The following is a 12,491-nucleotide window of genomic DNA, read 5'->3' as shown; positions in this document are numbered from 1 at the left end:
ATGTTGATTGAAACTACAATTTTGGGTCTTTTGATTGCCGTGGTCAGCAACCGCTGGCATCACCTGGTCGAGAATGTCAAAATCAAAGGGGTTTGGCTGCCGTTTCTGGCTTTTGTCGTTGAAGCGGGTATTCAGATCGCCCTGAACCGCGGTTCTGATGACCTGCGCGGTTTGATCTTTGATTACGAGCTGACGCTGATGGTGCTGGTCTATTCCTTGCTGGTGGCTTTTTTCGCGCTTAATCTCAAAACACCGGGCGTGGCCATGCTCCTGGTGGGTGTGGTCCTCAACATGATTGTGATCTTTTCCAACAACGGCAAAATGCCGGTGGATATTGATATGGCGGTAAGCTATGGCTTTACTCATACTGCCCAGCAGCTTAAATCCGGCTTGGTGTTTGGACATTCAGCAATCAATGCCGAAACGACAAAGCTCGCCTTTCTTGCGGACATATTACATCTCAGACCCCCTTATCCTATGCCCAAAAGCGTCAGCCTGGGAGATTTGGTTATGGACGTTGGCGTATTGATGGTTTTTGTCCTGAATCTGAGGGAAAATCCAAATGCGCTTGAAGAGGAGGAAACCCATGTTTATTGAGGCTTTAGCCATTGGACTGATTGCCGGTATTGTTCGAAACGGCAGAGTCAGGAATCTGCTTGATCTTGAGATCGCAGGGGTGAGCCTGATCATTACAGCAGTCATCCTTCAAATATCGCCCATTGTACTTGAGCCCTTCATCAAATCTGAAAACTGGCTCGCGTTTTTTCCTTTCGTGGGAACACTGGTGATGATTGCCGCAGTTCTTATGAACCGAAAAAACAAAGGCTTCTATATCATCCTGATTGGCGCACTTCTGAATGCCCTGGCTATGGGACTTTCCGGCTTCAGAATGCCTGTCACAGAAACCGCGCTGATGAGAGCGGGGATGCAGTCTCTGCTCGAAACGATCCAGGACGGGTCGGTGATCAATTACGTTCTCGTCACGAGTGCAGATGGTCTCGCCTATTATTTGGGCAAGGTCATAGCCATTCCGGAAATTTATCCGCTTTCAAAGCTTTTTAGCGTGGGGGATCTGCTGATCAGTGCCGGACTGGCCTATTTTATTCAGAACACCATGCTGAATCAGTGGTTCAGAAAGAGCGGAAGTATGATCAACTACAGATTTTAGGGATGTGTGTGATGTATTATTGGCAATCAAAGGCTGCGGGGTTACCGCGGCTTTTTTGATGAAAATATTGTGAGAAGTGGTACTGAATTCTCATCTCGATTTAATGAAACGTTAAGATAAATGTGACATAGTCACTTAAGTGATGTGATATAATGTATAAGGTATCTTTTACAGTCAGAAAGGATTGAAAAGCATGGCTTTGTTGGATAAATTGTTTGGAAGCTTCAATGACAGGGAAATTAAGCGGCTCATGAAAATGGTCGAACAGATTGAGGCACTCGAGCCTCAGATGCAGGCGCTGAGTGACGCGGGTCTGGCGGCCAAGACCGCAGAGTTTAAAGAGCGGGTTGCTGCGGGCGAGGCACTGGCGGACCTATTGCCGGAAGCGTTTGCGGTGGTTCGGGAGGCGAGTGTCAGAACCATCGGCTTAAGGCACTATCCTGTGCAGCTGCTGGGCGGCATAGTGCTGCATCAGGGGCGTATTGCCGAGATGAAAACAGGCGAGGGCAAGACGCTGGTGGCAACGCTGCCAGTGTATTTGAACGCGCTTGAAGGCAAAGGCGTCCACGTTGTCACGGTCAATGACTATCTCGCCAAGCGTGACAAGGAATGGATGAGCAAGGTTTACAACTTCCTGGGACTGCGCGTGGGCTGCATAGTCCATGGTCTTGGCACTCAGGAGCGACGGGACGCTTATAACGCGGACATCACTTACGGGACGAACAATGAGTTCGGTTTTGATTATCTTAAAGACAATATGGTGGTCTTCAAGGATCAAATGGTGCAGCGTGACCTGAACTACGCTATCGTGGATGAGGTGGACTCCATTCTCGTGGACGAGGCCCGCACGCCTCTGATCATTTCCGGGGAAGGCGCGAAGTCCACAGACCTCTACAGGGTCGCGGACATGTTCGTCAATACGCTCCGGCATGAAATCGATTACACGGTGGACGAGAAGCAAAAATCTGTCGTTTTGACAGACGAGGGCGGGGTTGAGAAGGCAGAGCGCTTCTTCAGCCTTGAAAATCTCAGCGATCCGGAAAACATGGAGATTTCCCATCACATCAACCAGGCGCTTAAGGCGCGGCTGATCATGAAAAAAGACGTGGATTATGTCATTAAGGATGGCGAGATTGTCATTGTTGACGAATTTACGGGCCGTCTTATGTTTGGCCGCCGTTATTCCAATGGTCTGCATCAAGCCATTGAGTCGAAGGAGAATCTCGAGGTCCGCAAGGAATCCCTAACGCTTGCCACTATTACGCTCCAGAACTACTTCCGAATGTACGGGAAGCTGGCGGGTATGACGGGTACGGCTAAAACTGAGGAAGAGGAATTCAAGCACATCTACAACATGGACGTGCTCCAGGTTCCTACAAACCGTCCCATTCAGCGGGAGGACCTGCCGGACTCGATCTATAAGACCACAAATGGAAAATTCAAAGCGGTTATTGAGGATATTATAGTCCGGCACCAAAAGGGTCAGCCGGTGCTGGTTGGTACAATTTCCATTGAGACCTCAGAGTACCTGGGTGAGCTCCTGAGAAAGCGGGGCATCCGCCACGAAGTCCTGAACGCGAAGCAGCATGAACGAGAGGCGGAAATCGTCGCTCAGGCGGGGAGAAAAGACCAGGTCACTATTGCAACCAATATGGCGGGCCGTGGTACGGACATTGTCCTCGGCGGCAATCCGGAATTTATGGCCAAGCGGGATATGCTGAAGCACGGCTACACAGATGAAATGATTTACGAGGTGCTGAGGCCAAGGACACCGGATATTCCGGAGGTCATTGAGGCCAAGGCGTTTTATGACAAGATTTATGCGGAACATAAGAGCGTCACTGACCTTGAAGCGGAAGCGGTCAAAAGTGTTGGCGGCCTTCATATCATTGGTACGGAACGCCACGAGTCCAGGCGGATTGACAATCAGCTGCGGGGCCGTGCAGGACGTCAGGGTGACCCGGGCTCCTCACAGTTCTACCTGTCCTTCGAGGACGAGCTCATGCGCCTTTTCGTTTCTGACCGCGTCAAGGATATGGTTGAAAAGCTGGGTATGGATGAAGAAACACCGCTGGAAGCCAGCGTCCTTTCTAAATCCATTGAGACCGCGCAGAAACGCGTCGAAGGCAGAAACTTTGGAATTCGTAAGCATGTCCTCCAGTATGATGATGTCATGAACCGTCAGCGCAGCATAATTTACTCAGAGCGCTCCAAGGTTCTTCAGGGCGAAAACATGAAGGAACATGTTTTGGGTATGATCGACGAGGTCATCACGTCAGCAGTGGAATTGTACACTGCAGGTGCGGAGTTCCCGGAAGAGTGGGACCTGAAGGGTCTTGAGGAATATCTCCATCAGATTTTCCTGCCAAAGGGCGGCATTCTCGAGGAAATGGAGATTCAGTCGCTGACGAGGGAATCCCTGACTGAGGCAATGACGCAAAAGGCTTTGGCGCTTTATGACGAGAAGGAACAGGCCTTTACGGCTGAACGGATGAGAGAGCTGGAGCGCTTCCTGGTGCTGCGTGTTGTCGACGACAAATGGATTGATCATATTGACGCCATGGAACAGCTTAAACAGGGCATTTCCCTGAGGGCGGTGGGCAATGAGGATCCGGTCCGTGCGTACCAAATTGAAGGCTTTGATATGTTTGGCGAAATGATCAAGACGATCCAGGAGGATACACTTAAGTATCTCTTCCATGCGACTATTGAGACTCGTACAGAGCGTACGAGCACTGTCAAGGTGACTGCGGAATCCGGTGGCGGGGAGACTGTGTCAGAGTCTTCGAAAACACCGGCGAAAAAAGAGGCGAAAGTCGGCCGGAATGATCCATGCCCATGCGGGAGCGGCAAGAAATACAAGAAATGCTGCGGCGCGAATGAGGCGCAGTAACTCTGGAAAACGAAGCCGGTAAATTAAGAGGTTCATCGATGGCCTCATTAAGAAGGTGATAGGATGTTGGCAATTGAACAAAGAGTAAAGACGCTCCGGGAATTGGCAGAGCGTCTGAAAGAACTGAGGGGTTCACTTTGACATTGACCGTCTGAAAACAGAGCATCAGGACCTCGAAGAGAAGACCGTGCAGGAGGATTTCTGGAATGATCCGGACGTCGCTCAGAAGGTCTTGAAGCAGGTCAAACAGCTTAAGGATAAACTGGAGCTTTATGACGGCCTTGTCACGTCTCACCAGGATTTTGAGATGCTGGCAGAGATGGCCCTCGAGGAAGCGGATGACAGTATAGAACAGGATATAGTGACCGGGGTGGACCGTTTGGCTCAAGAGATTGAGGCGCTGGAGCTCGAGACCTTGCTCAGCGGGGAGTTCGACCACAACAGCTGCATCCTGTCCATTCACGCCGGAACTGGCGGTACAGACGCACAGGACTGGGCATCCATGCTGATGCGCATGTTTACCCGCTGGGCGGAAGGACGGGGTTACACCGTCCGAATACTGGACCTTCTCAGGGATGAAGAGGCAGGCATCAAGAGTACGGCCCTCGAGATAGAAGGGGATAATGCTTATGGCTATCTGAAGTCGGAAAAAGGCGTTCACCGTCTGGTCAGAATATCGCCTTTTGACTCTTCCGGGAAGCGGCATACCTCCTTCGCGTCCGTTGACGTCATGCCGGTTCTGGACGAAGAAATTACAGTGGACATTGATCCCGGGGATCTGAGGATTGATACCTTCCGTGCCTCCGGCGCCGGCGGTCAGCACGTCAACATGACGGACAGCGCCGTGCGGATCACGCATCTTCCGACTGGCATTGTGGTGCAGTGTCAGAACGAGCGCTCTCAGCATTCAAACAGAGCGACCGCCATGCGGATGCTGACCGCGAAGCTGTTCGAGCTCAAGGAACGGGAGCATAAGGAGCGGATTGAGGACCTCGCGGGGGACTACTCCCAGATTGCCTGGGGCAGCCAGATCCGGTCTTATGTCTTCAATCCTTACAATCTGGTCAAGGATCACAGAACGGGCGCTGAAGTCGGCAATGTCTATGGTGTCATGGATGGCGATCTGGATGTTTTTATTCAGGCGTACCTCAAAGAAAACTCCAGAAAATCCTGATAGCCTATCAGACTCAAAACCGGTTCGAACATCACAGCGAACCGGTTTTTCTGTCGATGACCGGATGGCTGTAAAAACTCTGATCTAACTAAAGGGGAAAATCTCATGAATATAACAGAACATCTGTCAAAGGAAATGGGCTTGACCGCCCAGCAGACAGAGGCGATCCTGCGCCTGATCGACGAGGGCAACACCATACCATTTATAGCGCGTTACAGAAAAGAAATGACGGGTGGTACGGATGATGAAACCCTCCGGGCCTTTGACGAGCGCCTGAAATATCTCAGGGGCCTCGAGGCAAGGAAAGAAGAGGTACTCGCGGCTATTGAAAGCCAGGGGGCCCTGACGGAGGAATTGAAAGGCGCAATTCTTGAAGCCGAGGTTCTGCAGCGGGTAGAGGACCTTTACAGACCTTACAAGCAAAAGCGCCGCACAAGAGCCACCATGGCCAAAGAAAAAGGCCTTGAGCCACTGGCGGACTGGCTGGCAGACGAAAGCAACCGAAGGACAGATGAGGCCGCCATGCTCGAATTCGCAGCGACCTTTATAGATGCTGAAAAAGAAGTCGTGGATAGTGAAATGGCTCTGGCGGGTGCCAGGGACATCCTGGCAGAACGTCTGTCGGATGATCCGGACTTAAGACAGGTGATCCGGGCGTTTTATCAGAAGCAGGGCAAGCTGTCTTCCAAGGCGGCAGACCCTGAAAAGACCTCTGTTTACGAAACCTACTATGCGTTTGAAGAGGCGCTCAGAACCCTTCCATCCCACCGAATCCTCGCTATTGACAGAGGGGAGAAGGAAGAATACCTCAAAGTGAGTTTGTTGATTGACGAGGACCACGTGAACAGGATGGCGGAGAAGCATTTTATCAGGAATTTGTCCGCTGCTCAGCGCGCTCAGCTGTCGCTGGCGGTGGAGGATGGTCTGAAACGGCTGCTTCTGCCCTCGGTGGAGCGTGAGATCCGCAGCGAGCTTACGGAGAAAGCCCAGGAAGATGCCATTCGTGTCTTTGCCATGAACACGAAGCCGCTGCTGATGCAGGCGCCGGTGAAGGGAAAGACCGTGCTGGCCATTGATCCCGCCTACCGAACCGGCTGTAAGGTCGCCGTTTTGGATGAAACCGGCCGGCTGCTGGATAAAACCACGATTTATCCGACCAAGCCGCATAACGACATTGAAGGCTCGAAGAAAGTGCTGAAAAGCTTGATCCAAAAGCATGGTGTGGATCTCATCTCCATCGGCAACGGCACTGGCTCGAGGGAGACGGAGCAGTTTGTGGGGGAGATGCTCAAAGAGGTCGACCGGCTGGTGCACTATACCATTGTCAGCGAGGCGGGGGCTTCGGTCTACAGCGCGTCCAAGCTGGCCAGCGAGGAGTATCCGGACCTTGACGTGACGACCAGGGGCGCGATCTCCATTGGGCGACGTCTGCAGGATCCCATGGCGGAGCTGGTCAAGATCGATCCGAAGAGCATTGGCGTTGGACAGTACCAGCACGACCTGAATCCCGCGAAGCTGGACGATTCCCTGAAGGGTGTGGTCGAGTCCTGCGTCAACGCGGTGGGGGTGGACCTCAACGTCGCGACGCCGTCCCTGCTCCAGTATGTTTCCGGGATTGGTTCAACCCTGGCAAAATCCATTGTGGCACACCGGGAAGAAAACGGGAAGTTTGAGAACCGAAAGGCGCTGCTCAAGGTTAAACGTCTGGGGCCAAAAGCTTATGAGCAGTGCGCGGGGTTTCTGCGCATCGCCGACGGCACAGAGCCGCTGGACGCTACGTCTGTTCACCCTGAATCCTACGGGGCCTGCAGAGCGCTGCTCAAGACACTGGAACTGAGCCTGGAGGAAACACGAAAAATGGACAGGACGCATCTTTTTGCGCGCATGCAGGAGGCGGCGGGTAAAAAGTCACCTGAAGAGGCTTTCAAGGCGCTCTCTGAAATCACTGGCGCGGGCGTGCTCACCCTGAAGGATATTGTGGAGGAGCTGCTCAAGCCTGGCAGGGATCCACGGGAGGACATGCCGGGACCGGTCTTCAGAAGTGATGTCCTGAGCATGGAAGACCTCGAAGTGGGTATGGTAATGATGGGCACGGTCCGCAACGTGGTTAATTTTGGGGCCTTTGTTGATATTGGCGTGAAGACGGACGGACTGGTCCATGTTTCACAGCTGGCGGACAAATTTATAAAGGACCCTATGGACGTTGTCCGCGTTGGGGATCCGGTGGAGGTTCGCGTGATTGGGATTGACAGAGAGCGAGGCAAAATTTCGCTGTCCATGAAGAAGGCTTAAAAGAAAACCTGAAGAAAGCCTATTGTAAGCCTGTAAGGAGCTGATTCCCCTTGAATTTGACTGTTCATTCCGTCCAAGCCATGCAGCGCTTTGGACAATTTCTGGCAGGTTGGCTTGAGCCCGGAGCGGTCGTGGCACTCACCGGCGACCTGGGTGCAGGGAAAACGACCCTGTCCCAAAGTATAGCCGCCGGCCTTGGCGTGACGGAAGACGTGACAAGCCCGACCTTCGCGCTGATGAACGTTTACGCATCAAACCGCGGCTTTGAAGTCTACCATTTTGATGTTTACCGTATCCTTGATCCTTCTGAAATGGAGGAGATTGGCTTTGAGGACTTTGTGTATGGCAGCGGCGTCAGCCTCGTTGAATGGGCTGGGATGATTGAACCCATGGTTCCGGAAACCGCTCTCTGGATTGAAATTGGCTACGGCTTTGAACCAGAGGAGCGCCAGCTGCGGCTCTCCTCGCCGGACTCTGAGACCCGGGCAAAAATTAGAGCGCTTATAGAAGCCTACAAGGAGGTGGAGCTCTCATGAGACTACTCGCAATAGAAACCTCATCCCTGGTGGCTTCCGTGGCGGTGGTAGAGGATGATCTGCTGCTGGCGGACTTTGTCCTGCAGCACCCCATGACACATTCCCAGAAGCTGATGCCCATGCTTGAGAGCGCCCTGGGGTATTTGGGCTTGAAGATTCCGGACTTTGACGCGATTGCCGTGACTAATGGGCCAGGGTCCTTTACGGGACTTCGTATTGGGGTGTCCGCCGCTAAAGGTCTCGCCCAGCCCTTTGGGATTGGGGTCATTCCGGTGTCAAGTCTGAGGGCGGCGGCCTATAACGCCTATGATTCCCGGCGGATTGTGGCGGTCATGATGGATGCCAGACGAAACGAATATTATGCCGGCGCCTGGCGCTTTGGGCCGCAGGGCCTGATGCAAATGGTTGATGAAGGGGCTTGGCCGGTGGATGAATTTGCGGCAAAGCTTGTGGAAGCCGCTGAACAGGAAGGGGCAGACGTACTGCTTTTGGGCGAAGGCGCGGCAAAAGCCTTTGACCGTGTCAAGGCTCAGCTGGGCAGCCGGGTCGCTCTGGCGCCCCAGGAAATGCGCTGTCAGCGAGCCTCCTCCGTGGCTATGTGCGCCCGGCTGGAAGGTATTCCCGCTGTTGCTTATGACAAGGTGCCCATGAATTATCTGCGGCGTCCGGAGGCGGAAGTCACCCGGGAGCTGCGGATGAAGGGGTGAGAAGATGATGGGAACAGATTATGGGGTTCAGGCCCCCGGGGCCTCGCAAAACACCGCTGGGAGCCTCCGCGCCATGTCGCTTTCTGACGTCGACAGGGTAGCCGCCCTTGAAGTTTTAAGCTTTACGACACCCTGGCCTCGCAGCGCGATTGAGGAAGAGCTTGCCTCCAATGAACGCGCCCACTATTTTGTCTATTTGGTTGACGAAAAAATCCTGGGGTATTGTGGCATGTGGCTGATCCTTGACGAGGGGCACATCACCAATCTGGCAATCGATCCCGAAGCTCGCGGCAAAGGACATGGCCAGGAGATGCTGTCTCTCTTTATGAAAGAGGCTGAAGCCCTGGGCGCGGTGGCGTTGACTCTGGAGGTCAGGAGCGGCAACGCTTCAGCGATACACGTCTATGAAAAGGCAGGTTTTGTATCCATGGGGGTACGGAAAGGTTATTATCTGGACAGTGGGGAAGACGCGCTGATTATGTGGAAAACCCTTCAGAGAGGTGATCAGTTTGAAAGGTAAATCCGTACTGTGGGTGCTGCTCGTTGTGGTTGCAGTGATCGCTGCCATTGGGCTGGTTATTTGGCGGACGACGCATATGGAAGAGGGGACATTGGTTTACACAGATCAAGTGATTGCCAGTGAGGCTGAGTCCTATGTTTATGCGAGCGGCAAAGTCGTTGCTTCGGAGGACCGAAGTGTCTACGCCCAGGTGCCGGGCCTGATTGAGACCGTGTCTGTTTCTTTGGGTCAGCAGGTTCAAAAGGGCGAGGTGCTGGCGACCCTGGATTCTGAGGATCTGGATCAGCGGATCGCTGCGGCGCGCATTCAGCTCAGCATAGCCCAGGAGAACCTCAACCAGTCCCAAAATGCGGGCAAATTGAATTATGACCTGCCGCTGAAGACCGCGCAAGCGGCCTACGAGGACGCGGTGAAGCTGGTTGAGGATCAGCAGGCTTTATTCGACGCGGGCGCCATCAGTCAGTCTGAGCTGGATCAGGCCAAGCGTCAGCTCGAGCGGGCTGAAATTGAAAAGCTCTCTGCGGAGCGTGGCTACAGCGGTTATGGACAGGGCAGCGTCCTGCGAATTCAGAACCTTTCCGTGTCTTCTGCGCGCCTGGCTCTGGAGGAGCTTCAGTCTCAAAAGGAAAAGCTGCTCATCAAGTCCCCTGCCAATGGTGTCGTGTACGCCATCAACGCCCAACCAGGGGAGCAGGCTGCTCAAACAATGCCGCTGTTTTCAGTGGCGTCCTCTGATCAGTTAAAGGTTACCGCCACCATCAGTGAGTATGATATTGCCTCTGTTGAAGAGGGACAGTCCGTTTTAATCCGAAGTGACGGTTTTACTGAAACGTATCAAGGCGTGGTGTCCTATATTTCAGAGGTGGCTGAAAATGTCATCAGCGGTCAAGCTGCAGAAACGGTTGTTGCCATAGAGGTTGCCTTTCAAGATCAGGAGACTAAGTTTCGTCCGAATTACTCCGCGTCCATGGAAATCCTGACCGCTAAAAAATCCGAGGCCCTGATGGTGCCCTATGAAGCTGTCTATACCGACGCGCAGGGCGTTCGCCGAATTTTTGTGATCGAAGAGGGCACAGCCAGGGCGCGTATTGTGACACTGGGGATCGAGGGAGACCTGAACGTCGAGGTCCTGGGTGATGGTCTGGCAGAAGGTGATGTCATCATACTCAATCCAACGGAGACCTTGAAGGACGGAGATCCGGTCAAAGCGATCGAGGTGGAATAAATGATCGATATACAGGGACTCACCAAAATTTATGATACGGGGAGCATCCAGGTCGAGGCGCTTCGAGCAGTGGACTTTCACGTGGAGGAAGGGGATTTTGTCGCGATCATAGGCGCCTCTGGCTCAGGAAAATCGACATTGATGAACATAATTGGGTGCCTGGACCGGCCTACCAGTGGCCGTTATGTGCTGGATGGCGTCGACGTCAGCAGCTTGAATGACGGCGAGCTGGCAGCCATCCGGAACCAAAAGATTGGATTCGTTTTTCAATCCTTCAATTTGCTGGCCAGGGTCAACGCGATCAAGAATGTCGAGCTGCCCCTGATTTATGGCCGCGTCAGCCGTGCTGAGCGCCATCAGCGGGCCATGGAGGCCCTGGAGAGGGTAGGCCTTTCGGATCGCATTGACCATAAGCCCAATGAGCTCAGTGGCGGACAAAAGCAAAGGGTCGCCATAGCCAGGGCGCTGGTGACCCGTCCGGCAATTATTCTCGCGGACGAGCCCACGGGCAATCTGGATTCCCATTCCACAGAGGAAATTATGGAGATCTTCAAGCGGCTGAACGAAGAGGGCGTCACCCTGATCATTGTCACTCACGAACACGAAATTGCGGACAATGCCAAACGCATTATCACCTTCAAGGATGGCTGCATTGTGAAGGATGAGCGAAAAATGGCGCTTGAGAAAACGTTGGTTCGCGACCTAAACGCGGAGGTGACGCCGTGAATTTCGCAGAAAGCTTCAAAATTGCGCTGGACGCTATATGGGTCAATAAAATGCGGTCTCTTCTCACCATGCTGGGCATCATTATAGGCATTTCTTCTGTCATTACCGTGGTAGCGCTGGGCAGTGGCAGCGAAGCAATTATTGGTCAGGAATTCGAGGCCTTTGGCGTGAACCGCGTCTTTATAACGACCAACTTTGGTACAGAGATCACCACCAGAGACCGGATGGACCACGCGGATGTCGAAGCCATTGAGCGCAGCTTTCCAGAAAGCATTAAGGCACTGTCCATTTCAGTCTCGGGCAGCGGGCAGATCAAGGGCAGGCAGAATCAGGACCCGGTATCCGTCAGTTTGAATGGGGTCAATGAGCGGTATAATGGTATAGAGGAGATTGACCTCTTGCATGGCAGATTCCTCGTCGAATCTGACATAAAGTCCAAGCGCGCAGTGGCGGTGATCGACTCAGGTCTGGCGACGGATCTTTTTGGCAGGTCAGATGTGGTGGGAGAACGACTTTCAATAACGTCCAGATCGAGTATGTCCTACGTTGTCATTGGGGTTTATGAAACCCCGAAAACTTCATTTTCGAATATTCCGGGATTTGAAATGCCAAAGACCATTCATGTGCCCTATACGTTGCTGGAGCGACTCTACGGGATTGGCGACAGGGTGAATGGCATCGAAGTCAATCTGGTGATGGAAGCAGACCAAAAGGCATTTACAGAGGATGTCAAAGCGCTGCTTGAGCGGCGCCATGATAACGTAGGCCAGGATAAGTACAGGGTCTTCAGCGCGGAGGAGCAACTGGAGGCGGTGAACCGGGTCCTTGGTGTACTGACTACGGTCATAGGGGCAATTGCGGCAATTTCATTGATTGTTGGCGGGATAGGCGTCATGAACATCATGTTGGTTTCTGTAACAGAGCGGACTCGTGAGATTGGAATAAGAAAAGCGCTTGGCGCAAAGCACAAAGACATACTGATGCAGTTTTTGGTCGAAGCGGTGATCGTAGCCCTTATTGGGGGTGTGATTGGGACACTGTTAGGTATTGCGTTTTCTTATGGTATAGCCTGGGTGATCAAGATTCCGCCATCCACAAGCTTGGGGACCATTCTCTTAGCTTGGCTGTTTTCGGCGGGGGTTGGCGTCTTTTTTGGCATTTATCCTGCAAACAAAGCCGCGAAGCTGGACCCAATAGAGGCACTTCGGTATGAGTAAGAGATCAGCGGGCTGGCAGCAGCCCTAAATATG

Annotated in this window: 11 protein-coding genes; all 11 read left to right on the top strand. The window is 53.0% G+C overall.

Annotation, left to right across the window (positions count from 1 at the left end; translation table 11 throughout):
• The 11 genes from BLP63_RS11440 to BLP63_RS11390 all read left to right on the top strand — a co-directional run bounded on the left by BLP63_RS11440 (position 1) and on the right by BLP63_RS11390 (position 12,458).
• The gene (locus BLP63_RS11440; protein ID WP_092591677.1) at positions 1 to 597 is read left to right on the top strand and encodes a DUF5317 domain-containing protein; all 597 of its coding nucleotides are present in this window, start codon (positions 1 to 3) and stop codon (positions 595 to 597) included.
• Positions 587 to 1,168 (top strand): DUF5317 domain-containing protein, encoded by a 582-nt coding sequence (locus BLP63_RS11435; protein ID WP_092591675.1) that lies wholly within the window; start codon positions 587 to 589, stop codon positions 1,166 to 1,168. Before BLP63_RS11440 ends, BLP63_RS11435 begins: the two co-directional genes overlap by 11 nt.
• Before the next feature lie 193 nt (positions 1,169 to 1,361).
• A complete protein-coding gene (secA, locus tag BLP63_RS11430; RefSeq protein WP_092591673.1) occupies positions 1,362 to 4,061 on the top strand; it encodes a preprotein translocase subunit SecA in 2,700 nt (899 codons plus the stop codon).
• Positions 4,062 to 4,124: 63 nt separating this feature from the next.
• Positions 4,125 to 5,235 (top strand): peptide chain release factor 2 gene (gene prfB, locus BLP63_RS11425; protein WP_207646457.1). Its coding sequence is split into 2 segments (ribosomal slippage): positions 4,125 to 4,187 and positions 4,189 to 5,235, totalling 1,110 coding nucleotides; the frame shifts between segments, so codons are not numbered across the junction.
• A gap of 105 nt (positions 5,236 to 5,340) precedes the next feature.
• Entirely contained in the window at positions 5,341 to 7,527 is a 2,187-nt protein-coding gene (locus tag BLP63_RS11420; protein ID WP_092591669.1) for a Tex family protein, read from the top strand.
• Positions 7,528 to 7,577: 50 nt separating this feature from the next.
• Positions 7,578 to 8,063: a tRNA (adenosine(37)-N6)-threonylcarbamoyltransferase complex ATPase subunit type 1 TsaE gene (gene tsaE / locus BLP63_RS11415; protein ID WP_242870891.1), complete on the top strand. Its 486-nt coding sequence runs from the start codon at positions 7,578 to 7,580 to the stop codon at positions 8,061 to 8,063.
• A complete protein-coding gene (gene tsaB, locus BLP63_RS11410; protein ID WP_092591667.1) occupies positions 8,060 to 8,770 on the top strand; it encodes a tRNA (adenosine(37)-N6)-threonylcarbamoyltransferase complex dimerization subunit type 1 TsaB in 711 nt (236 codons plus the stop codon). Before tsaE ends, tsaB begins: the two co-directional genes overlap by 4 nt.
• A gap of 4 nt (positions 8,771 to 8,774) precedes the next feature.
• Entirely contained in the window at positions 8,775 to 9,290 is a 516-nt protein-coding gene (rimI, locus tag BLP63_RS11405) for a ribosomal protein S18-alanine N-acetyltransferase (RefSeq protein ID WP_242870890.1), read from the top strand.
• The gene (locus BLP63_RS11400) at positions 9,280 to 10,515 is read left to right on the top strand and encodes an efflux RND transporter periplasmic adaptor subunit (RefSeq protein ID WP_092591665.1); all 1,236 of its coding nucleotides are present in this window, start codon (positions 9,280 to 9,282) and stop codon (positions 10,513 to 10,515) included. Before rimI ends, BLP63_RS11400 begins: the two co-directional genes overlap by 11 nt.
• A complete protein-coding gene (locus BLP63_RS11395) occupies positions 10,516 to 11,241 on the top strand; it encodes an ABC transporter ATP-binding protein (RefSeq protein ID WP_092591663.1) in 726 nt (241 codons plus the stop codon).
• On the top strand, positions 11,238 to 12,458 hold the full coding sequence (locus tag BLP63_RS11390) for an ABC transporter permease (protein WP_092591661.1): 1,221 nt from the start codon (positions 11,238 to 11,240) through the stop codon (positions 12,456 to 12,458). Before BLP63_RS11395 ends, BLP63_RS11390 begins: the two co-directional genes overlap by 4 nt.
• The last annotated feature ends 33 nt before the right edge of the window (positions 12,459 to 12,491 follow it).

The organism is Acidaminobacter hydrogenoformans DSM 2784 (assembly GCF_900103005.1).
In the GTDB taxonomy this organism is placed as follows: Bacteria; Bacillota; Clostridia; order Peptostreptococcales; family Acidaminobacteraceae; genus Acidaminobacter; species Acidaminobacter hydrogenoformans.
Note: the sequence above shows the minus strand (reverse complement) of the source record. Positions and strands in the feature narration are given on the sequence as shown.

Excerpts from the sequence above, each read along its gene's own strand:
- BLP63_RS11440 (WP_092591677.1), top strand. The coding sequence starts at position 1 with ATGTTGATTGAAACTACAATTTTGGGTCTTTTGATTGCCGTGGTCAGC.
- BLP63_RS11435 (WP_092591675.1), top strand. The coding sequence starts at position 587 with ATGTTTATTGAGGCTTTAGCCATTGGACTGATTGCCGGTATTGTTCGA.
- secA (WP_092591673.1), top strand. The coding sequence starts at position 1,362 with ATGGCTTTGTTGGATAAATTGTTTGGAAGCTTCAATGACAGGGAAATT.
- BLP63_RS11420 (WP_092591669.1), top strand. The coding sequence starts at position 5,341 with ATGAATATAACAGAACATCTGTCAAAGGAAATGGGCTTGACCGCCCAG.
- tsaB (WP_092591667.1), top strand. The coding sequence starts at position 8,060 with ATGAGACTACTCGCAATAGAAACCTCATCCCTGGTGGCTTCCGTGGCG.
- rimI (WP_242870890.1), top strand. The coding sequence starts at position 8,775 with ATGATGGGAACAGATTATGGGGTTCAGGCCCCCGGGGCCTCGCAAAAC.
- BLP63_RS11395 (WP_092591663.1), top strand. The coding sequence starts at position 10,516 with ATGATCGATATACAGGGACTCACCAAAATTTATGATACGGGGAGCATC.